The 20203-nt window shown below is 65.7% G+C and carries 19 protein-coding genes; 3 read left to right on the plus strand and 16 right to left on the minus strand.

Annotated features, from left to right (window positions below; genetic code table 11):
- Window positions 1–35: 35 nt before the first annotated feature.
- The 15 genes from nhaB to paaF form a co-directional block, all read right to left on the minus strand.
- Window positions 36–1538, minus strand: a complete 1503-nt coding sequence (gene nhaB, locus L1O02_RS15085; RefSeq protein WP_235760185.1) for a sodium/proton antiporter NhaB — start codon at window positions 1536–1538, stop codon at window positions 36–38.
- Window positions 1539–1858: 320 nt separating this feature from the next.
- Window positions 1859–3913 carry a phenylacetic acid degradation bifunctional protein PaaZ gene (gene paaZ, locus L1O02_RS15090; RefSeq protein WP_235760186.1) on the minus strand — a complete coding sequence of 685 codons (2055 nt, stop codon included), beginning with the start codon at window positions 3911–3913 and terminating at the stop codon, window positions 1859–1861.
- Window positions 3914–3976: 63 nt separating this feature from the next.
- On the minus strand, window positions 3977–5623 hold the full coding sequence (locus L1O02_RS15095) for a cation acetate symporter (RefSeq protein ID WP_235760187.1): 1647 nt from the start codon (window positions 5621–5623) through the stop codon (window positions 3977–3979).
- Window positions 5620–5928, minus strand: coding sequence for a DUF485 domain-containing protein (locus L1O02_RS15100; RefSeq protein ID WP_102863492.1), 309 nt, complete (start codon window positions 5926–5928; stop codon window positions 5620–5622). The genes L1O02_RS15095 and L1O02_RS15100 overlap by 4 nt, the downstream gene beginning before the upstream one ends.
- Window positions 5929–5978: 50 nt before the next feature.
- Window positions 5979–7055: a 1,2-phenylacetyl-CoA epoxidase subunit PaaE gene (paaE, locus tag L1O02_RS15105; protein ID WP_060839391.1), complete on the minus strand. Its 1077-nt coding sequence runs from the start codon at window positions 7053–7055 to the stop codon at window positions 5979–5981.
- Between the two features lie 28 nt (window positions 7056–7083).
- Window positions 7084–7614 (minus strand): 1,2-phenylacetyl-CoA epoxidase subunit PaaD, encoded by a 531-nt coding sequence (paaD, locus tag L1O02_RS15110; RefSeq protein WP_235760188.1) that lies wholly within the window; start codon window positions 7612–7614, stop codon window positions 7084–7086.
- Window positions 7601–8362, minus strand: coding sequence for a 1,2-phenylacetyl-CoA epoxidase subunit PaaC (paaC, locus tag L1O02_RS15115; protein ID WP_102863495.1), 762 nt, complete (start codon window positions 8360–8362; stop codon window positions 7601–7603). The genes paaD and paaC overlap by 14 nt, the downstream gene beginning before the upstream one ends.
- Before the next feature lie 8 nt (window positions 8363–8370).
- On the minus strand, window positions 8371–8652 hold the full coding sequence (gene paaB, locus L1O02_RS15120; RefSeq protein ID WP_060843646.1) for a 1,2-phenylacetyl-CoA epoxidase subunit PaaB: 282 nt from the start codon (window positions 8650–8652) through the stop codon (window positions 8371–8373).
- A gap of 29 nt (window positions 8653–8681) precedes the next feature.
- Window positions 8682–9671 carry a 1,2-phenylacetyl-CoA epoxidase subunit PaaA gene (paaA, locus tag L1O02_RS15125; RefSeq protein ID WP_060839387.1) on the minus strand — a complete coding sequence of 330 codons (990 nt, stop codon included), beginning with the start codon at window positions 9669–9671 and terminating at the stop codon, window positions 8682–8684.
- A 178-nt stretch (window positions 9672–9849) separates the two neighbouring features.
- On the minus strand, window positions 9850–11169 hold the full coding sequence (paaK, locus tag L1O02_RS15130) for a phenylacetate--CoA ligase PaaK (protein ID WP_235760189.1): 1320 nt from the start codon (window positions 11167–11169) through the stop codon (window positions 9850–9852).
- Between the two features lie 81 nt (window positions 11170–11250).
- Complete coding sequence (pcaF, locus tag L1O02_RS15135; RefSeq protein WP_235760190.1) at window positions 11251–12456, minus strand: 3-oxoadipyl-CoA thiolase; 1206 nt, start codon at window positions 12454–12456, stop codon at window positions 11251–11253.
- Window positions 12449–12898, minus strand: a complete 450-nt coding sequence (gene paaI, locus L1O02_RS15140; RefSeq protein ID WP_060839384.1) for a hydroxyphenylacetyl-CoA thioesterase PaaI — start codon at window positions 12896–12898, stop codon at window positions 12449–12451. Before paaI ends, pcaF begins: the two co-directional genes overlap by 8 nt.
- Complete coding sequence (gene paaH / locus L1O02_RS15145) at window positions 12891–14411, minus strand: 3-hydroxyacyl-CoA dehydrogenase PaaH (protein WP_235760191.1); 1521 nt, start codon at window positions 14409–14411, stop codon at window positions 12891–12893. The genes paaI and paaH overlap by 8 nt, the downstream gene beginning before the upstream one ends.
- 2 nt (window positions 14412–14413) lie before the next feature.
- A complete protein-coding gene (gene paaG, locus L1O02_RS15150; RefSeq protein ID WP_060843641.1) occupies window positions 14414–15205 on the minus strand; it encodes a 2-(1,2-epoxy-1,2-dihydrophenyl)acetyl-CoA isomerase PaaG in 792 nt (263 codons plus the stop codon).
- A gap of 46 nt (window positions 15206–15251) precedes the next feature.
- Window positions 15252–16025 (minus strand): 2,3-dehydroadipyl-CoA hydratase PaaF, encoded by a 774-nt coding sequence (gene paaF / locus L1O02_RS15155; RefSeq protein WP_108543841.1) that lies wholly within the window; start codon window positions 16023–16025, stop codon window positions 15252–15254.
- Between the two features lie 375 nt (window positions 16026–16400).
- Between paaF and paaY the strand changes: the two genes are divergently transcribed.
- Together paaY and paaX are read left to right on the plus strand one after the other, a co-directional pair.
- Window positions 16401–16994, plus strand: coding sequence for a phenylacetic acid degradation protein PaaY (gene paaY / locus L1O02_RS15160; protein WP_060839380.1), 594 nt, complete (start codon window positions 16401–16403; stop codon window positions 16992–16994).
- A gap of 82 nt (window positions 16995–17076) precedes the next feature.
- On the plus strand, window positions 17077–18000 hold the full coding sequence (gene paaX / locus L1O02_RS15165; RefSeq protein ID WP_060839379.1) for a phenylacetic acid degradation operon negative regulatory protein PaaX: 924 nt from the start codon (window positions 17077–17079) through the stop codon (window positions 17998–18000).
- A gap of 253 nt (window positions 18001–18253) precedes the next feature.
- Here paaX and L1O02_RS15170 read toward each other — a convergent pair whose 3' ends face one another.
- Window positions 18254–18520 carry a hypothetical protein gene (locus tag L1O02_RS15170; protein ID WP_042941674.1) on the minus strand — a complete coding sequence of 89 codons (267 nt, stop codon included), beginning with the start codon at window positions 18518–18520 and terminating at the stop codon, window positions 18254–18256.
- A gap of 354 nt (window positions 18521–18874) precedes the next feature.
- Here L1O02_RS15170 and L1O02_RS15175 point away from each other — a divergent pair, with 354 nt between their 5' ends.
- Window positions 18875–20200 (plus strand): sigma-54 dependent transcriptional regulator, encoded by a 1326-nt coding sequence (locus tag L1O02_RS15175; protein WP_060839378.1) that lies wholly within the window; start codon window positions 18875–18877, stop codon window positions 20198–20200.
- Window positions 20201–20203: the final 3 nt, after the last annotated feature.

Genomic DNA, 20203 nt, shown 5'->3' on the forward strand with positions numbered 1-20203 from the left:
CCGCAACGTCCAGCCCCGAGGCGGCGCGGCAATGCCTACAGCCAGTAGCTCACCGCGTACCAGCCCAGCAGGCCCATGACCACGGTGTAGGGCAGGGCCATCCACACCATGCGGCCGTAGGACAGGCGAACCAGCGGCGCAATCGCCGACGTCAGCAGGAACAGGAACGCCGCCTGGCCGTTGGGCGTGGCCACGCTGGGCAGGTTGGTGCCGGTGTTGATGGCGATCGCCAGGGTCTCGAAGTGTTCGCGGCTCATCTGTCCGGCGACGAAGGCCCGTTTCACTTCGGTGATGTAGATGGTGGCGACGAACACGTTGTCACTGATCGCCGACAGCAGGCCATTGGCGATGAACAGCATGCCCGGTTGCTGCTCCTGCGGCAGCGCCAGCACCCACTGGATCAGCGGCACGAACAGTTGCTGCTGGTGAATCACTGCGACCACGGCAAAGAACACCACCAGCAGGGCGGTGAAGGGCATGGCGTCCTTGAAGGCGTTGCCCAGCCGGTGCTCATCGGTAATCCCGGTGAAGGCGGTGATCAGCACGATCACCAACAGCCCGATCAGCCCGACTTCGGCCACATGCAGGGCCAGGCCGACAATCAGGATCAAGGCCGCCAGCCCCTGCACCACCAGGGCCGCCCGTTGCCGCGCGCTGCGCTGGGCATCGTCTTCGGCGGCGTAGTTGGCCAGCACCCGGCGCACATTGTCCGGCAGCAGGGTGCCGTAACCGAACCAGCGCAGTTTTTCCAGCAGCACGCAGGTCGCCAGCCCCGCCGCCAGCACCGGCAGGGACACCGGCGCCACCTTGCTGAAGAACTCGGCGAAGTGCCAGCCCATCTCGTGGCCGATCAACAGGTTCTGCGGTTCACCCACCAGGGTGCACACGCCGCCCAGGGCCGTGCCCACGGCGCCGTGCATCAACAGGCTGCGCAGAAAGGCACGGAACTGCTGCAGGTCGTCGTGATGCAGGGTCGGCAGGTGCTGGTCGTCGCCAAAGGCGCTGTCCTGGCGCGGGTCATTGCCGGAGGCCACACGGTGGTACACCGAGTAGAAGCCCACGGCGGCGCTGATGATCACCGCGGTGACGGTCAGGGCGTCGAGAAAGGCCGAGAGAAAGGCCGACAGAAAGCAGAACAGCAAGCCCAGCAGCGCCTTGGAACGCACCCCCAGCAGTAGCCGGGAGAACAGGAACAGCAGCAGTTCCTTCATGAAATAGATGCCGGCCACCATGAACATCAGCAGCAGGATCACCGGGAAGTTGTGCACCAGTTCGTCATACAGGGCCTGGGGCGTGGCCATGCCCAGCAGCAGCGCCTCCACCAGCAGCAGGCCGCCGGGCATCAAGGGGTAGCACTTGAGGGCCATGGCCAGGGTGAAGATGAACTCGATCACCAGGCACCATCCGGCCGCCGCCGGGCTGACCCAGAAGTACAGCAGGGGATTGAGCAGCAGGAAGGCGAGGATGCTGGCCTTGTACCAACGTGGGGACTGGCCGAGAAAATTGTGCGCAAACGCCTGGGCCATTGAGCCGGACATGGGCTGCTCCTTGTGTTGAGAAGCGCGCAACTTGCCGCATGGCGAATTGAGAATCAAGAATTGATGAAATCTTTTGCGACAATCGCCTCCACCCAAGCGATCCGGCCCCCACCCTCGTAGGCGCCGGCTTGCCGGCGAGCAGGCCCTTGGCTCCTGCGCAGTGCCGCTGGGCGCCTTCGCCGGCAAGCCAGCGCCTACGGTCGGCACACCATCGGGGGTGCTCTTGCAGGCGCCGGCTTGCCGACGAATGGGCCTGTGAGTCTTGCGCAGCGTTCAAGGACGCCTTCGCTGGCCCGCCAGCGCCTGCCTGGGGGTGGGGTTTAGTCGGGGCGCTTGGCGACCAGGGTCAGGATGTCGTAGCTGGCCACCAGTTCACCCAGTTGGTTGGTCACTTCCACGTCCCAGGCCACCACCCCTTGCGGCGTGCCCTGGGGGCTCTGCTTGCCCTGATCGATCTTGCGTTTGCAGGTCAGGCGCGCCTGCAGCGTGTCGCCAATGCCCACCGGGCTGATGAAGCGCAGTGTGTCCAGGCCATAGTTGGCCAGGACCGGGCCGGGCCCCGGGGAGACGAACAGACCGGCCGCCGCCGAGAGCACGAAATAGCCGTGGGCAATGCGCTTGCCGAACTGCGACTGCTTGGCGGCAATCTCGTCGAAGTGCATATAGAAGTGGTCCCCCGACAGGCAACCGAAATTCACCAGATCGGCTTCGGTCACGGTGCGCCGGTGGGTCAGCAGGGATTCACCGACCTGCAGGTCCTGGAAGTGCCGGCGGAACGGGTGGACCTCGGTTTCGATGACCTTGGCGCCGCGCACGTATTCACCGGTCACTGCCGCCAGCATGCTCGGGGAGCCCTGCACCGCGGCCCGCTGCAGGTAGTGCTTGACCGCCCGCAGGCCGCCCAGCTCTTCACCCCCACCGGCGCGACCCGGGCCGCCGTGCTTGAGTTGCGGCAGTGGCGAGCCGTGGCCGGTGGATTCGCCGGCGCACTCGCGGTCCAGCACCAGCAGCCGGCCGTGCCAGGCCGCGGCCAGGGGAATGACCTGGGCGGCGATGCCTGGGTCCTTGGTCACCAGGCTGGCCACCAGGCTGCCCTTGCCACGGGCGGCCAGTTCCAGGGCCTGGTCCAGGTCGTCATAGGCCATCAGGCTGCTGACCGGACCAAAGGCCTCGATATCGTGGGCGCCGCCCTGGGCCAGGGGATCGCGGGCCAGCAGCAGGGTCGGGGCAAAGAACGCGCCCTGGCTGACGTTTTCGCCCCGGGGCTCGAAGCCGTCCCGGGCACCGAACAACAGGTCGCTGCTGTGCAGCAGGCTTTCCAGGCGCTCGGCCACGTCCCGCTGTTGCGCGTGGGAGGCCAGGGCGCCCATGCGCACGCCTTCCAGCGACGGATCGCCGACCACCACCTTCGCCAGGCGCTCGCGCAAGCCCGTGGCCACGGCGTCCAACTGCCTGGCCGGAACGATGGCACGGCGGATGGCGGTGCATTTCTGCCCGGCCTTGACCGTCATTTCCCGCACCACTTCCTTGATGAACAGCTCGAACTCCGGGTCGTCCGGGGTCACGTCCGGCGCCAGGATCGCGCAGTTCAGCGAATCGGCCTCGGCGTTGAAGGGCACCGAGTGGCGGATCAGGTTGGGGTTGGCCCGCAGCGTGGCGGCGGTGACCGCCGAACCGGTGAAGGTCACCAGGTCCTGGCCTTGCAGGCGATCGAGCAGATCGCCGGTGCCGCCGATCACCAGTTGCAGGCTGCCTTCGGGCAACAGGCCGGACTCATGCATCAGGCGCACCGCCGCCTCGGTCAGGTAGCTGGTGGCACTGGCCGGTTTGACGATGCAGGGCATGCCGGCGAGAAAACAGGGGGCGAACTTTTCCAGCATGCCCCAGATGGGAAAGTTGAAGGCGTTGATGTGCACCGCCACGCCGCCACGGGGTACCAGGATATGGGTGCCGGCAAAACTGCCGAGCTTGCTCAGGGTCTGTGCCGGGCCTTCGTGCAGCAGGTTGCCCGAGGGCAGCTCGCGGGCGCCGAGCCCGGCATAGCTGAACAGGGTGCTGTTGCCGCCCTCGATGTCGATCCAGCTGTCTGCCCGGGTCGCGCCGCTGTGGTGGGACAGGGCGTACAGCTGTTCCTTGCGCTCGCCAAGGTACAGCGCCAGGGCCTTGAGGCGCCGGGCGCGCTCCTGGAAATCCAGGGCCAGCAGGGCTCGGGCGCCGTTCACGCGGCCATGTTGCAGCGCTTCGGCGAAGTCCAGGGGCTCTTCATGGGTGCGCGCCACTTCATGGCCGTCGATGGCGCTGCGCAAGGCCTGGGCCGGGTGCTGGCCGATCCAGCGGCCGCCGATAAAGCTTTGCAGGGTAGGAGACTGTGGCATGGGAGAAAGGCTCCGAAGGGTCAAGTGAGGGCCGGCGCACCGTACCGGGCGCCGGGAGACAACTCAGTGATGGCTGGCGCCGCCAGCGCCGATGCCGGTCATGGACCGGATGAACTGCGCCAGGTAGCGGCCGCGCTCCAGCTCGGCCCGGGGCGAGCGGTCGCTGACGGACAAGGCCCAGGCCGTAAGGAACGCCAGGCTCATGGAGAACAGCGCCGGGTTGGCGTAGGGAAACAGCGCCTGGGGGTGGTGCAGCACATTGACCCAGACCGCCGGGCTGAGGATCAGCAGGACAATCGCCGAGATCAGCCCGGCCAGGCTGCCGCCCACCGCGCCCCGGGTGGTCAGGCCTTTCCAGAACATGGAAAGAAACAGCACGGGGAAATTCACCGACGCGGCAATCGCCAGCACCAGCCCCGAGAGAAAGGCGATGTTCTGCGATTCGAACAGCAGCCCCAGCAGCACCGCCAGGACGCCGATGCACAGGGTGGCGATCTTCGAGACGCGCATTTCCTGCTGGGTGCTGGCCTGGCCTTGGCGCATCACGCAGGCATACAGGTCATGGGACACCGCCGAGGCGCCGGACAGCGCCAGCCCGGCCACCACCGCAAGGATGGTGGCGAAGGCCACGGCCGAGATGAAACCCAGGAACAGGTTGCCACCCACCGCCTGGGCCAGGTGCACCGCGATCATGTTGGCGCCGCCGATGATGGCGCCGCTGGCGTCGCGATACTCGGGCTCGGTGCCGACCATGACGATCGCGCCGAAGCCGACCACGATCAGCAACAGATAGAAGTAGCCGATGAAACCTGTGGCATAGAGCACGCTCTTGCGCGCTTCCCGGGCGTCGCTGACGGTGAAGAAGCGCATGAGGATATGGGGCAGCCCGGCGGTGCCGAACATCATCCCCAGCCCCAGGGAAATGGCGTCGATGGGGTTCGACAGCAGCCCGCCGGGGGCCATGATCGCGCTGCCCTTGGCGTGCACCTCGCTGGCGCGGGCGAACAGCGCCTCGCTGCTGAAACCGAAGTGCTTGAGCACCATGAAGGCCATGAAGCTGGTGCCCGAGAGCAGCATCACCGCCTTGATGATCTGCACCCAGGTGGTGGCCAGCATGCCGCCGAAGGTCACGTAGCAGACCATCAGCAGGCCCACCAGCATCACCGCGTGGAGGTAGCTGAGGCCGAACAGCAGTTCGATCAGCTTGCCGGCGCCGACCATCTGCGCCACCAGGTACATCAGGGCCACGGTCAGGGTGCCGAACGCCGAGGTCAGGCGCACCGGCGTCTGGGCCAGGCGATAGGACACCACGTCGGCGAAGGTGTAGGTGCCCAGGTTGCGCAGGCGTTCGGCGATCAGGAACAGGATGATCGGCCAGCCGGCCAACACCCCAAGGGCGTACAGCAGGCCGTCGTAGCCGTTGAGAAACATCATGGCCGAGATGCCCAGGAAGGACGCGGCGGAGATCATGTCACCGGCAATCGCCAGGCCGTTCTGCAGGCCGCTCATGCCGCCGCCGGCGGTGTAGAAGTCCTTGGCCGAGCGGGTGCGCAGGGCGGCCCAGCGGGTGATGCCCAGGGTCAGCAGGACGAACACCAGGAACATGCCGATGGCGTTCTCGTTCAGCGGGCGGGCGCTGTCGTCGGCGGCCAGGGCCAGGTCCCAGACCAGCAGGCAGGGCAGCAGGAAGGCTCCTGCACCGCGCTTCATGACCGGTACTCGCGCTTGAGTTTGTCGTTCAGCGGGTCCAGCAGCCGGTTGCTGCGATACACATAAAGACCGGTGAGGGCAAAGGCCAGGAGAATCATCGCCACGCCCACTGGCATGCCGACGCTGGTGGCCCCGCCGGACAGCGAGCGGCCCAGCAGGCCGGGATTGAAGGCCACCAGCAAAACGAAGCCGTAGTAGGCCAGGAGCATGACCAGGGTCAGGGACCAGTAGAGTCGCTGCTTGCGCCGGACCAGCTGGATAAAGTCCGGGTGGCGGGTGATGCGGTCTATTTCTTGCGGGCTCATGGGCGGTTCTCTCTTGTTGTTGTTCTGGGGCACGCGTACCGACGCTGGGTTCAGGGTTGGTCGAAGTCCAGGACCACCTTGTCGCTGAGGGGATAGGACTGGCAGGACAACACATAACCGGCCGCCACTTCGTAGTCTTCCAGGGCGTGGTTGCTGTCCATTTCCACCTCGCCTTCGATGACCTTGCACTTGCAGGTGGAGCAGACCCCGGCCTTGCACGAATAGGGCAGTTCGGCGCCCTGGGCGTTGCCGGCATCCAGCAGGCTCTGGCTGTTGCGCGGCAGGTCAAAGGCCAGGGCTCGACCGTCGCTGATCACGGTGATCCGGCTGACCTGCGGGTCCTGGGCGCGGGCGGCTTCCCGGGCCTGGCGCTTCTGGCCGTCGCCGGCGGCATGGAACAGCTCGAAGTGGATGCGCTCGGCCTTCATGCCGGCGGCCTTGAGGCTGTCGCGCACGGTTTCGGTCATGGCCTGGGGGCCGCAGATGAAGGCCGCGTCCAGTTGCCTGACATCGAGCCAGCGGGAAAACAGTTGCCGGCATTTGTCCTGGTTGATGCGGCCGTTGTAGAGGTCGATGTCCTGCTGTTCGCGACTGAACACGAACACCAGGTTCAGGCGCTGCAGATAACGGTTCTTCAAGTCCTCCAGCTGCTCGCGAAACAGCGCCGAGGCGCTGGAGCGGTTGCCGTAGAGCAGGGTGATGCGACTCAGCGGCTCGCCTTCCAGGGTGCTCTTGATGATCGACAGGATCGGCGTGATGCCGCTGCCCGCGGCCACCGCCAGGTAGTGGCCGCGACGGGTCGGCTCCAGCTCGACATGGAAGCGGCCGGCCGGAGGCATGACCTCCAGCGACTGCCCGGGCTTGAGCCGTTCGTTGGCGAAGGCCGAAAAGCGCCCGCCGCTGACGCGTTTCACCGCGATGCGCAGCTCGTCGTCATTCACCCCGCTGCAGATGGAGTAGGAGCGCCGGACTTCCTCGCCCTCCAGTTCGGTGCGCAGCACCAGATGCTGGCCCTGGGTGAAGTGGAACTGCGCTTGCAGGTGCCGGGGAATCTCGAAGGCGATGGACACCGCATCGCGGGTCTCGCTGCGTACATCCTTGATGGTCAAGCGGTGGAACTGGCTCATGGTGATTCTCCTCTGGGGCGCGGGCGGCTCAGATGCACTTGAAATAGTCGAAGGGTTCCAGGCAGTCGCGGCAGCGGTACAGGGCCTTGCAGGCGGTGGAGCCGAACTCGCTGAGGCGCTCGCTGTGGGCACTGCCGCATTGCGGGCAGAGCACCTGGGGCGCGTCCCCCAGCAGGCTGTGCTTGCTGCTGCCCGAGGGCGGCGCGATGCCGTAGGCCCGCAGGCGCTGGCGACCGCGCTCGGTGATCCAGTCGGTGGTCCAGGCCGGGGTCAGTTGGCGCACCAGGCGCGGAGCCTTGAAGCCGGCCTGTTCCAGGGCCTGGCGAATGTCGTTCTCGATCACCTCGGTGGCCGGGCAGCCGGAGTAGGTGGGGGTCAGCGCCACCTGCAGATGGCCGGCCTGCCAGTCCAGGTCGCGGACGATGCCCAGGTCGAGCACGCTGACCACCGGCACTTCCGGGTCCATGACCTGATCCAGGGTGCTCCAGGCCAGGTCCAGGTCGCCCCGTTGCAGGCTCCGCGCGCCCTGGTCGCTGCCGATCAGTTCACCAGACCGCATCGGGGTAGGCCCTCGGCAGGAATTGCATCTCGGCCAGCAGTGGGCCCAGGTGCTCGGTGTGCAGGCCCCGGCGTGCATCCAGGTAGAAGTGGCTCGGCGCCTCGGGCACGGGCAGGGTGGCCCGGGCGAAGTGGGTTTCGACGGTGGCGCGCCAGGCCTCGGCCACCTGGACCGGATCGGCCCACAGGCCGGCCCGGTGCAGCTCGATTTCCGTGGCGTGGTGCTCGACCAGCTCGCCGGTGAAGCGCCACAGCCGGGGGATCGCCTGCAGCATGCGCTGGTGGCTTTCCTCGGTGCCGTCTCCCAGGCGCTCGACCCATTCGCTGGAGCGCCGCAGGTGATAGGTGACTTCCTTGAGGGCCTTGGCGGCGATGCCGGCCATCCGCTCATCCGCCGACTGGCTCAGGCCCTTGAGGGTTTCCAGGTGCCAGGCGTCGTAGAAGAACTGCTTGAGCAGGGTCACCGCGAAATCGCCATTGGGCTGCTCCACCAGCAACAGGTTGCGGTAGGCCCGCTCGTCACGACGGAAGGCCAGGTGATCGGCGTCGCGGCCATCGGCCAGCCGTTCGGCGGCGTAGTCCAGCCAGTTGCGGGCCTGGCCCACCAGGTCGAGGCCGACGTTCATCAGCGCCAGTTCTTCTTCCAGGGCCGGGGCCCGGCCGCACCATTCGCACAGGCGCTGGCCCTGGATCAGGGCGCTGTCGCCCAGGCGCAGCAGGTGGTTGATCAGATCGTTTGCAGGGTTCATGGCCGGCCTCACATGTGTCCGACTTCAGGGGGCAGCTGGTAGAAGCTGGCGTGGCGGTAGACCTTGTCGTCGGCCGGATCGAACAGCGGGTCCTTGTCATCCGGGGAGGAGGCAACGATCTGCGCCGAGGGCACCACCCACAGGCTCACGCCTTCGCTGCGCCGGGTGTACAGGTCCCGGGCGTTGGTCATGGCCATGGCGGCGTCGGCGGCGTGCACGCTGCCCACATGCTTGTGATTGAGGCCGTGCTTGCTGCGCACGAAGACTTCGTAAAGGGTCCATTCAGACATGGGATTGACTCCGGATCAGGCAGGCGCGCTCAGGCGGCGTTCTTGTTGGCTTGTTTCTGGGCGTGGGCCACGGCGGCGGCCCGCACCCAGGCGCCGTCGTCGATGGCCCGGCGGCGGGTTTCCAGGCGCTCCTGGTTGCATGGGCCATTGCCCTTGAGCACCTCGTAGAATTCCTGCCACTGGATCTCGCCGAAGTCGTAGTGGCCGCGTTCGGCGTTCCACTTCAGGTCCGGGTCGGGGCAGGTGCAGCCCAACAGCTCCAGCTGCGGGATGGTCTGGTCGATGAAGCGCTGACGCAGTTCGTCGTTGCTCTGGCGCTTGATTTTCCAGGCCATGGACTGGGCGCTGTTGGGGGAGTGTTCGTCGCTGGGGCCGAACATCATCAGTGCCGGCCACCACAGGCGGTTGATGGCGTCCTGGACCATGTCTCGCTGCGCCTGGTTGCCCTCGCGCATCATGGTCAGGAGGATTTCGTAGCCCTGGCGCTGGTGGAAGCTCTCTTCCTTGCAGATGCGCACCATGGCCCGGGCATAGGGGCCGTAGGAGGTGCGCTGCAGCACCACCTGGTTGACGATGGCGGCACCGTCCACCAGCCAGCCCACCGCGCCCATGTCGGCCCAGTTCAGGGTCGGGTAGTTGAAGATGCTCGAGTACTTGGCGCGGCCGCTGTGGAGCTTGGCGATTTCCTCGTCGCGGTCGGCGCCCAGGGTTTCCATGGCGCTGTACAGGTACAGGCCGTGACCGGCTTCGTCCTGGATCTTGGCCATCAGTTGCAGCTTGCGCTTGAGGGTCGGGGCGCGGGTGACCCAGTTGCCTTCCGGCAGCATGCCGACGATTTCCGAGTGGGCGTGCTGGGAGATCTGCCGGATCAGCGTCTGGCGGTAGGCATCGGGCATCCAGTTCTTGGCCTCGATCTTGATCTCGCCGTCGATTTTTTCCTGGAAGGTGCGTTCCTGCTCGGACATTTCTGCCAGCGGCGTGATGCGCTTGACCCCCGTGTCTACCAGCTGTGCGTACATGCAGTGTCTCCCGGGTTGAAGGTGTGGATGAGGCTGTGATGTTTATATGTGATACACAAATAAATATCAAACATAAAATAGCGTGTCATGTTTTGTTTCTGTATCGCTTTGTCGGCAAGCTGTTTGTCCAGGCCAAAAAAAGCCCCGTCATCGCAGGGCTGTTGGTTTTTGTTGAGGACTACTTGCGCTTGTCGAGCACTCGACAAGCCTTGCCTTCGGAGCGTTTCAGGCTGAATGGCGGCTGCAAAACGATACGTGAGCTGATGCCGATATGGTTCTTTATGTGGCGACTCAACTCGCTGCAGATGGCCCGTTGTTGCGGGTCCCCCAGGTGCTGGTGCTCGCTCTTGAGCTCGACATGGATGTCGACACTGTCGAGATTGCCGTGGCGGTACAGGTGGATCTCGTAGCAGGGCGCCAGGTGCTCGGCCTTGAGCACCAGTTCCTCGACCTGGGTGGGGAACACGTTGACCCCGCGAATGATCAGCATGTCGTCGCTGCGTCCGGTGATCTTGTCGATGCGCCGCATGGGGCGTGCCGTTCCCGGTAGCAGGCGGGTCAGGTCGCGGGTGCGGTAGCGGATCATCGGCAGCGCCTCCTTGGTCAGGGAGGTGAGCACCAGTTCGCCCATTTCCCCGTCGGGCAGGACCTGGCCGGTCTGCGGATCGATGATCTCGGGATAGAAGTGGTCTTCCCACAGGGTCGGTCCGTCGCGGGTTTCGGCGCATTCCATGGCCACCCCGGGGCCAATGATCTCCGACAGTCCGTAGATGTCCAGGGCGCTGATGCCCAGGCGCCGCTCGATGGCGCCGCGCAGTTCATCGGTCCAGGGTTCGGCGCCGAAGATGCCCAGGCGCAGTGCCAGTTGCTGCGGGTCCAGGCCCTGGCGTTCGATCTCGTCGGCGATGTTGAGCATGTAGGAGGGCGTGACCATGATGATGTCCGGCTGGAAATCCTTGATCAGTTGCACCTGCTTTTCGGTCTGGCCGCCGGACATGGGGATCACCGTGCAGCCCAGGCGCTCAGCGCCGTAGTGCGCTCCCAGGCCGCCGGTGAACAGGCCGTAGCCGTAGGAGATGTGCACCTTGTCTCCCGGTCGGCCGCCGGCGGCGCGGATCGAGCGCGCCACCACCTGGGCCCAGGTGTCGATGTCGTTGCGGGTGTAGCCGACCACCGTGGGCTTGCCGGTGGTGCCGCTGGAAGCGTGCAGGCGCGCCACCTCCTGCATCGGCACCGCGAACATGCCGTAGGGATAGTGGTCCCGCAGGTCGGACTTGGTGGTGAAGGGCAGTTGCGCCAGATCTTCCAGGTGGTGGATGTCCTGGGGGTGCACGCCCTGGGCGTCGAAGCGCTGGCGATACAGGGGCACCCGCTCGTAGGCGTGGTTGAGGCTCCAGCGCAGGCGCTCCAGTTGATGCTGGCGCAACTGGTCGATGCTGGCGGTTTCCATCGGGTCCAGCGGGGTGTCGGGCACGGTTCGGGCAATCGGCATGTTCATGGTTTCACTCGAATTGTTGTTGTCTTGTCTCTCGCCGGCAGGCGGGGTCTGAGTGCATGCAGGGATGGAATCCTGAGGTTGTTACAGCCTCTCGATGATCAGGGCAATGCCTTGGCCGACCCCGATGCACATGGTGCACAGGGCATAACGTCCCTGACGCTGCTCCAGTTCGTGCAGGGCGGTGGTCACCAGTCGCGCGCCGCTCATGCCCAGGGGATGCCCCAGGGCAATGGCGCCGCCGTTGGGGTTGACCCGTGGGTCGTCGTCCGCCAGCCCCAGTTCGCGCAGCACCGCCAGGGCCTGGGCGGCAAAGGCCTCGTTGAGCTCGATCACGTCCAGGTCCGTCAGGCTGAGCTGGGCCAGGTCCAGCACCTTGTGGCAGGCCGGTACCGGGCCGATGCCCATGATCCTGGGCTCGACCCCGGCGGTGGCCATGGCCACCACCCGGCCCCGGGGCCGCAGGTCATGACGCTGGGCCAGGGCCGGGCTGGCCAGCAGCAGGGCGCAGGCGCCGTCGTTGAGTCCCGAGGCGTTGCCAGCGGTGACGCTGCCATCAGGGCGGAAGGGCGTCGGCAGTTTCTGCAGCTGTTCCAGGGTGGTTGCGGCCCGGGGGTGTTCATCGACGCTCACCTCCAGCGGCGGGCCTTTACGCTGGGCAATGCTTACCGGGACGATCTCCCGGGCCAGGCGGCCGCTGGCCTGGGCCGCGCTGGCGCGCAGTTGGCTGCGCAGGGCGAAGGCGTCCTGATCGGCGCGGGAGATGCTGAACTGTTCGGCGACGTTCTCCGCAGTCTCGGCCATCGAATCGATGCCGTACTGCTGCTGCATCAAGGGGTTGACGAAACGCCAGCCCAGGGTGGTGTCGTACAGCTCGGCCTGGCGCGAGAAGGCGCTTTCGGCCTTGGCCAGCACCATGGGTGCCCGGGACATGGACTCCACGCCGCCGGCCAGGACCAGTCCGGCCTCGCCACTGCGAATCGCTCGGGCGGCGCTGCCCACGGCATCCAGCCCGGAGCCGCACAGGCGGTTGAGGGTGACCGCCGATACGCGGGTCGGCAGCCCGGCCAGCAGTGCCGACATGCGGGCCACGTTGCGATTGTCCTCGCCGGCCTGGTTGGCGCAGCCGTAGATCAGGTCGTCCACCTCGCTCCAGTCGACCTGCGGATGGCGGCGCAGCAGTTCGCGCAGGGGGATCGCCCCCAGGTCGTCGGCGCGCACGCTGCTCAGCGCCCCGGCATAGCGCCCGATCGGGGTTCGGACGGCATCGATGATCAGTGCGTCATTCATGGTCTGTCTCCTGTGTCAGCACTGGGCCGCGCACTTTGTAGGATTTGCCTTGAAACAGGGCAATCAGCTGTCCCTGCTGGTTTTCGATGCGAACCGCATAGTGCCCTGTGCGCCCCCTGCGGTTCTGTTCATGGCAGTCGGCGGTCAGGGTGTCTCCCTGATGCGCCGGTGCGATGTATTCGATGCTGCAGCCCATGGCCACCGTGGCTTGGTCGTAGCTGTTGCAGGCGATGGCGAACGCCGAGTCGGCGAGGGCGAAGAGCACGCCGCCGTGGCAGGTGCCGTGGCCCTGGAGCATGTCCTGGCTGACGGTCATGCCCAGGCGCGCCGCGCCAGGGGCCACCGAGAGCAGGCGCATGCCCAGCGCCTGGCTGGCCCGGTCGCGCTGGAAAAGGCCCTGGGCGCAGCGTCGGGCCAGCTCCATGGCGGCTTGCTCAGTCATGGAAGGTCCTCCCTTCGGCCACGTGGCGCCGCAGCAGCAGGGAGGGCCGGTAGCGTTCCTCGCCATAGGCGCCCTGGAGGTGTTCCAGCACCTTGAGCAGGGGGTGCAGGCCCAGTTGGTCGGCCCAGGCCAGGGGCCCCAGGGGGTAGTTGACCCCGCTGCGCATGGCCAGATCGATATCCGCCGCCGAGGCCACGCCCTGCAGTACGGCATCGGCGGCTTCGTTGACGAGCATCGCCACGGTGCGCAATACGGCCAGGGCCGGGGTATCGCTGAGCCGACTGACCTGCAGCCCGGCCCGTTGCAGCAAGGCGACGGCCTGGTCCAGGGCCTGGGGCGCGATCGCCTGGGGGCAACTGATGGCCAGGCGGCTGGCTTGGCGATAGTCCAGGGCCAGGTCCAATAGCACCAGGTTGTTGCCCAGGCCTTCGTCCCGGGCCCGCTGGCCGGCCGGGCGGCCGTCGCTCGGCGCCAGGATCGCCTCGCCGACCCGCAGCAGGCCCCGACCGTCGCGGCGGATCACCTGGACGCCCCGGCTCTCCAGGCGCTGGACCAGGGGGGCAGCCCAGCCCAGGTCGCCTTCCACGACGCAGTGGTCGACGGTCGTGTCGCTGCTCAGGCCGACGGCGGGCGGGCGTGTCGCGTCTGCGGCGTAGCGATAGAAGCCCTGGCCGCTCTTGCGCCCCAGGTAGCCGGCATCCACCAGTTCCTTCTGGATCAGTGACGGCTGGTAGCGCGGATCACCGTAATAGGCCGCGTGCACCGAGCAGGTCACCGCGTAGTTGATGTCCTGACCGATCAGGTCGGTGAGTTCGAAGGCGCCCATGGCGAAGCCGCCGGCCTCGCGCAGCAGGGCGTCGAGGGTGGCGCAGTCGCCGGCCCCTTCCTGCAGCAGGCGCAGGCTTTCGCCGTAGAAGGGCCGGGCCACGCGATTGACGATAAAACCCGGGGTCGAGCGGCTGTGCACCGGATGCTTGCCCCAGCGGCTCATGGTTCGGTACAGGTCGTCCGCCAGCGCCGGATCGCTGGCCAGTCCGCGCACCACCTCCACCAGGGCCATCACTGGCGCGGGGTTGAAGAAGTGCAGGCCCAGCAGGCGCTGTGGGTGGCGCAGGCCGGCGGCAATGGCGGTGATCGACAGGGAAGAGGTGTTGCTGGCGAGGATGCAGTCGGCGCGACACAGGGCTTCCAGCTCGGCGAACAGTTGCTGCTTGGCCGGCAACTGTTCGGCGATGGCTTCGATGATCAGGTCGCTGTCCGCCAGTTGCTCCAGGCTCTGCGCCGCCTGCAGGCGGCAGCGGACGGCCTCCTGGGCACTCGGCGCAAGCTTGCCCTGGAGCACTCGCTGGCCGAGACGCTGGTCGATCGCGGCAATGGCCTGGGCCGCGGCGCCCGGCCGCTTGTCCAGCAGCAGCACCGGGTGCCCGGCCTGGGCCGCGACCTGGGCGATACCGGCGCCCATGGCCCCGGCGCCGACCACGGCGATACGGGCGTTATGGCTGAGTGGGTTCATGTTCAGCACCCCTTGAAGACGGGGCTGCGCTTTTCCAGGAAGGCGCTGACGCCCTCGCGGTAGTCTGCGCTGCGGCCCGCCAGGCGCTGCAGGTCGCGCTCCAGATCCAATTGCTGGTCGAAGCTGTTGTGCAGGCTGGCATTCAGGCTGCGCTTGATCAGGGCCAGGCCATAGGTGGGTTGGCTGGCCAGGTGGCGGGCCAGGCGCAGGGCTTCGTCCCGCAGCGCGTCGTCGTCTACGCATTGATGGATCAGCCCCCATTGTTCGGCCTGCTCGGCGCTCAGGCGGTTGCCGAGCATGGCCAGGGACTTGGCCCGGGCCATGCCCACCAGCCGGGGCAGCAGCCAGGTGCCGCCGGAATCGGGAATCAGCCCCAGCTTGCAGAACGCCTGGATAAAGCTCGCGGAGCGCGCCGCCAGCACCAGATCGCAAGCCAGGGGCAGGTTGGCTCCGGCGCCGGCGGCCACGCCGTTGACCGCGCAGATCACCGGCAACGGCAGGTCGCGCAACTCGCGCACCAGCGGGTTGTAGAAGGCTTCGATGGATTGCCCCAGATCTGGCGGCGCCTCGCCGGGGGCGACGTTACGCTCGCCCAGGTCCTGCCCGGCGCAGAAGCCGCGGCCTTCGCCGGTCAGCAGCAACACCCGCACCTCGGGGTTGTTGCGCACCTGCTTGAGGGCGCTGCGCAGCTCGCCGTGCATCTGCGGGGTGAAGCTGTTGAGCTGTTCGGGACGGTTGAGGCTGATGAGGGCGACGCCCTGGTCGATGGAGAACAGGAGGGTGGCGAAGTTCATGGTCGGGACACTCTGTGCAGGTCGAAAGGGACGGTGCGGGTTGTTCTCAGTGGCCCGAGAACTGCGCCGGGCGTTTTTCCTGGAATGCGGCGATGCCTTCCTCGCGGTCGCGGGTGCCGGCCAGCACGGTAAAGGCATGGCGTTCCAGGCGCAGGCCGCTGGCCAGGTCGGTGTCCATGGCCTTGAGCAATGCCTCCTTGGCCAGGCGCAGCGCCAGTGGCGCCTTGCCGGCGATCAGGCGGGCCAGTTGCAGGGCGCGCTCGACCACCAGCTCCGGCTGGGTGACTTCGCTCACCAGGCCGGCGCGCAGGGCATGCCGGGCATCTATGGCTTCGCCGGTGAGCACCATCTGCATGGCCAGGGACTTGCCGACGGTGCGCGGCAGGCGCTGGGTGCCGCCGGCGCCGGGCATGATCCCGAGGTTGATTTCCGGTTGGCCGAAGCGTGCGTCCTCGCCGGCGATGATGATGTCGGCGTGCATGGCCAGCTCGCAGCCACCACCGAGGGCGAAGCCGTTGACCGCGGCAATCAGCGGCTTGCTGAAGCGGCGGATCTGTTCCCAGCTGGACTGGCGCGGATCGTTGAGGATGCCGGTCAGGTCGCGTTCGGCCATTTCCTTGAGGTCGGCGCCGGCGGCGAAGGCCTTGCGGTTGCCGGTCAGGACCACGACTTGGGTATGCGGGTCGGCCTCGGCTGCAGCCAGGGCCTGCGCCAGCTCGGCCAACAGGGCTGTGGTCAGGGCGTTGAGGGCTTGCGGACGTTGCAGGGTGATCAGGCGAACGCCACCGCTCGGGGTGTCGACTGCAAGGTGTTGAGGCATGGTGAACCTCCTCGGGAGGTTGCGGCCGGTTGCCGGCTCGATTATTGGATCGGCTGGGGAGCCGGTTTTGGCCGAGTATATCGCCAAAGCGATACATAAAATCAATAGCGATATTGATTAATGTGTCTCATTGTTTGGCGCGTAAGAGGTCTGGCTGGAGAGTTTGATCCGGCTTGATCAAGCTGTTTATGGGCTTTTTCTGGGCGTGCAGGAGGGGCGGTGCGCTGCTCGACCAGGGTTTCTTGTGTGCCGAGAATAATCTGATACAAAATGCCGGCTTTGTTGGTTTTGTAATAGGCTTAAGTCGCGTCGCGCTGTTGCGGTGCTGCATTCGCCGGCAACGGTGGTCTATTGGTGTTTGGACAGGGGTAGAGCATGACGTGTTACAGCCTCGATGGATTGACTCCCGTGGTCGATCCCAGTGCTTATGTACATCCTTCGGCGGTGCTGATCGGTGATGTGATCGTCGGTCCGCACTGCTACGTCGGGCCGCTGGCCAGCCTGCGAGGGGACTTCGGGCGGATCATCCTCGAAGAGGGCGCCAATCTGCAGGACACCTGCGTCATGCACGGCTTTCCCGACAGCGATACGGTGGTCGAGCGCAACGGTCATATCGGCCATGGCGCGGTGTTGCATGGCTGCCGGATCGGCGCCGATGCGCTGGTGGGCATGAACGCGGTGGTGATGGACAACGCGGTCATCGCGGCGCGCTCCTTCGTTTCGGCGGCGGCGTTCGTCAAGGCCGGCTTCGCGTGTGAGCCGCAGTCGCTGGTGATGGGCGCGCCGGCTCGGGTCACGCGTACCTTGAGTGATCAGGAAGTGGCCTGGAAACAGGCCGGCACCCGCGAATATCAGCACCTGACCCGACGCTGCCTGGAACGGATGCAGGTCTGTGAGCCACTGGTGCAAGTGGAGGCCGACCGGCCAAGGTTTGCCGGCAGCCAGGTGCGCCCCAAGCACAGTCTTTGAGGCCAAGCGCGGCAATCAACGGCTCGGGCCGCTGCTTGCCCTTGAAACCCGCTATATTTCTTCCTTTTTTTCCGGTACGTCCATGTCGTCCCTCGCGCCACTGAATCATCTGATCAAACGCTTTCAGGAACAGACCCCGATCCGCGCCAGCTCGCTGATCATCACCTTGTACGGCGATGCCATCGAGCCCCATGGCGGCACGGTTTGGCTGGGTAGCCTGATTCAATTGCTGGAACCCATGGGGATCAACGAGCGGCTGATCCGCACTTCGATCTTCCGTTTGAGCAAGGAGGGCTGGCTGAGCGCTGAAAAGGTCGGGCGTCGCAGCTACTACAGCCTGACCCTCAGTGGCCGCCGGCGTTTCGACAAGGCCTTCAAGCGGGTGTACAGCGCCGCTGTGCCGGCTTGGGACGGCTCCTGGTGCCTGGTGATGCTCTCGCAGTTGCAACCGGAGCTGCGCAAGCAGGTGCGTGAGGAGCTGGAATGGCAAGGTTTTGCCGCGATGTCGCCGCTGTTGCTGGCCTGTCCGCGCAGTGATCGCGCCGACGTCAATGCCACCTTGCAGGAACTGGGCGCCCAGGAAGACACCATTGTCTTTTGCACCACGGCCGAGGATGTCCTGGGTTCCAGGGCCCTGCGCCTGCAAGTGCGCGAGAGCTGGAACATCGATGAGCTGGCGGCGCATTACAGTGAGTTCATCCAGTTGTTCCGCCCGCTGTGGCAGGCCTTGCGCGAGCAGGAGCAACTGCAGCCGGCCGACTGTTTCCTGGCCCGTCTGCTGCTGATCCATGAGTACCGCAAACTGTTGCTGCGTGATCCGCAGTTGCCGGACGAGCTGCTTCCCGGGGACTGGGAGGGCCGGGCGGCACGCCAGCTGTGCCGCAATATCTATCGCCTGATCCAGGCCAAGGCCGAGCAATGGCTGGCCAGCGCCCTGGAAAACGCCGACGGTCCGCTGCCGGATGTCGGCGAGAGTTACTACCGACGCTTTGGCGGACTGCTCTAGGCGCAAGCTTTGGTGACCGGGCCGGGCAGTTTCAGCGATCTGTTGATGGGGCTGGGGCGCGGTCACCTGGCAAAGGCCCACTAAGTGCGCTGGCTAGTTGCCAGAAACATTCTTCGTGGTGACTCGTTTATAACAACAGAAACAACCAGCGGCAGGGCGCGAAAGTTGTCGGAGGAGGGGAGATAGATAGCGTGCTTAGTTGTTTGTCTTGAATAACGGATCACCCCGTAGGGTGATCCGTTAACAGCATCCCTTACTTGGGCATGGCCCAAGACTGCAGGATATAACCTTCCTGGCTCAGTTCAGCCCGGGCCTGCTTGAGCAGGTCTTCGAGCTGGGCCGGATCGGAGTAGGCGCTGGTGGGAATACGGGTCTGGCCGATACGGGTGCTGGTACGGTCGATGACGGTCAGGCTCAGTTCGCCGTTCCCGTCCTGTGGGGCCCAGGCCACGCATTGAAAAGGCTTGAATGCGCGGTCGGCGATCAAAAGTGCTTCGTTTCTACGGAGCGGGGCGTTCATGGGGTCTTCTCTCTGTGTGCCCAATCAGATGATGTGCCGTCGGTTGGGCTTACCGTTCGGCTGGTTATGTGTACTGATGCACTGAGGTGGGGATCGGGTCACACCGAAAAACAAGTTTTTACAACTTTCGTGCTGCACGCTTGTGGGCGGGCCATTAATTGCGGCGCTTTTTAAAAACTACTGCGACAATCAGTCGCTCGCAGAGCCCGTTCGCCGACCGCTTAGTTCTTTTGGTAATCGACGCTATAAGCAATCGATACATTCGGCCGTCAAGTTCTTGCTAATGTTACAGCCAGGTTTGCCAAACCACTGTTTCTAATAACTTTTTCGAACTTTTGGCGTCAAGGAATACTCATGCTCGAAGCTCCTGTGCAGCGGCGCCTGCTGGTGGTCGATCCCTGTGACGACTGTCACCGCCTGTTACCCGGATTGCGCACCATAGGTTGGGATGTCGACAGCTGTGACCTGGAAGCGGCCCGCGAGCGTTCCTGCGATGTCGGCCTGCTGCGCCTGCAGCCCTTTCACCTGGAGCGCCCGGAGGCGGTCAAGGAGCTGATCAGCCACAGCGGCACCGAGTGGATTGCGGTGTTGAGTCCGGAAGTGCTGCGCCTGCAGAAGGTCGGTGACTTCGTCTGCGAATGGTTTTTCGATTTCCATACGCTGCCGTTCGACGTATCCCGGGTTCAGGTCACCCTGGGCCGGGCCTTTGGCATGGCTCGCCTGCGTGGCCAGGGCTCGATTCATGTGGACCAGCCCGAGCACGAGTTGCTCGGCGACAGCCGGCCGATCCGCGACTTGCGCAAGTTGCTGAGCAAACTGGCGCCCACCGAGTCGCCAGTACTGATCCGCGGTGAGAGCGGCACCGGCAAGGAACTGGTGGCGCGCACCCTGCATCGCCAGTCCCAGCGTCATGACAAGCCCTTTGTGGCGATCAACTGCGGGGCGATTCCCGAGCACCTGATCCAGTCCGAGCTCTTCGGCCATGAAAAGGGCGCCTTTACCGGGGCCCATCAGCGCAAGGTCGGGCGTATCGAGGCCGCCCATGGCGGCACCTTGTTTCTCGATGAGATCGGCGACTTGCCGTTGGAGCTGCAAGCCAATCTGTTGCGCTTTCTGCAGGAAAAACACATCGAGCGGGTTGGCGGCAGCCAGCCGATTCCAGTGGATGTGCGCGTCCTGGCGGCGACCCACGTCGATCTGGAGGCGGCGATCGCCGCTGGCCGTTTCCGTGAGGACCTGTACTACCGGCTGAATGTGTTGCAGGTGATCACCGCACCCTTGCGCGAGCGTCACGGCGACCTGGGCATGCTCGCCAGTCACTTTGCCCATTTCTACAGCCAGGAAACCGGGCGCCGGCCCCGCAGTTTCAGCGAGGATGCCCTGGTGGCCATGGGCAAGCACGATTGGCCGGGCAATGTCCGTGAACTGGCCAACCGGGTGCGCCGGGGCCTGGTGCTGGCCGAGGGGCGGCAGATTCAGGCCAGCGATCTGGGGCTGCAGAGCCTCCAGGCCCAGGATCTGCCCATGGGCACCCTGGAGGACTACAAACACCGCGCCGAGCGCGAGGCCCTGTGCGATGTGCTCAACCGGCACAGCGACAACCTCAGCGTTGCGGCGCGGGTGCTGGGCATCTCGCGCCCGACCTTCTACCGTTTACTGCACAAGCATCAGATCCGCTAGGGC

The sequence above is a fragment of the Pseudomonas sp. BC42 genome, assembly GCF_021560055.1.
Taxonomy (GTDB): Bacteria; Pseudomonadota; Gammaproteobacteria; order Pseudomonadales; family Pseudomonadaceae; genus Aquipseudomonas.

Coding starts and splice junctions, on each gene's coding strand:
- nhaB (WP_235760185.1), bottom strand. CDS start 1,538: ATGTCCGGCTCAATGGCCCAGGCGTTTGCGCACAATTTTCTCGGCCAG.
- paaZ (WP_235760186.1), bottom strand. CDS start 3,913: ATGCCACAGTCTCCTACCCTGCAAAGCTTTATCGGCGGCCGCTGGATC.
- L1O02_RS15095 (WP_235760187.1), bottom strand. CDS start 5,623: ATGAAGCGCGGTGCAGGAGCCTTCCTGCTGCCCTGCCTGCTGGTCTGG.
- L1O02_RS15100 (WP_102863492.1), bottom strand. CDS start 5,928: ATGAGCCCGCAAGAAATAGACCGCATCACCCGCCACCCGGACTTTATC.
- paaE (WP_060839391.1), bottom strand. CDS start 7,055: ATGAGCCAGTTCCACCGCTTGACCATCAAGGATGTACGCAGCGAGACC.
- paaD (WP_235760188.1), bottom strand. CDS start 7,614: ATGCGGTCTGGTGAACTGATCGGCAGCGACCAGGGCGCGCGGAGCCTG.
- paaC (WP_102863495.1), bottom strand. CDS start 8,362: ATGAACCCTGCAAACGATCTGATCAACCACCTGCTGCGCCTGGGCGAC.
- paaB (WP_060843646.1), bottom strand. CDS start 8,652: ATGTCTGAATGGACCCTTTACGAAGTCTTCGTGCGCAGCAAGCACGGC.
- paaA (WP_060839387.1), bottom strand. CDS start 9,671: ATGTACGCACAGCTGGTAGACACGGGGGTCAAGCGCATCACGCCGCTG.
- paaK (WP_235760189.1), bottom strand. CDS start 11,169: ATGAACATGCCGATTGCCCGAACCGTGCCCGACACCCCGCTGGACCCG.
- pcaF (WP_235760190.1), bottom strand. CDS start 12,456: ATGAATGACGCACTGATCATCGATGCCGTCCGAACCCCGATCGGGCGC.
- paaI (WP_060839384.1), bottom strand. CDS start 12,898: ATGACTGAGCAAGCCGCCATGGAGCTGGCCCGACGCTGCGCCCAGGGC.
- paaH (WP_235760191.1), bottom strand. CDS start 14,411: ATGAACCCACTCAGCCATAACGCCCGTATCGCCGTGGTCGGCGCCGGG.
- paaG (WP_060843641.1), bottom strand. CDS start 15,205: ATGAACTTCGCCACCCTCCTGTTCTCCATCGACCAGGGCGTCGCCCTC.
- paaF (WP_108543841.1), bottom strand. CDS start 16,025: ATGCCTCAACACCTTGCAGTCGACACCCCGAGCGGTGGCGTTCGCCTG.
- paaY (WP_060839380.1), top strand. CDS start 16,401: ATGACGTGTTACAGCCTCGATGGATTGACTCCCGTGGTCGATCCCAGT.
- paaX (WP_060839379.1), top strand. CDS start 17,077: ATGTCGTCCCTCGCGCCACTGAATCATCTGATCAAACGCTTTCAGGAA.
- L1O02_RS15170 (WP_042941674.1), bottom strand. CDS start 18,520: ATGAACGCCCCGCTCCGTAGAAACGAAGCACTTTTGATCGCCGACCGC.
- L1O02_RS15175 (WP_060839378.1), top strand. CDS start 18,875: ATGCTCGAAGCTCCTGTGCAGCGGCGCCTGCTGGTGGTCGATCCCTGT.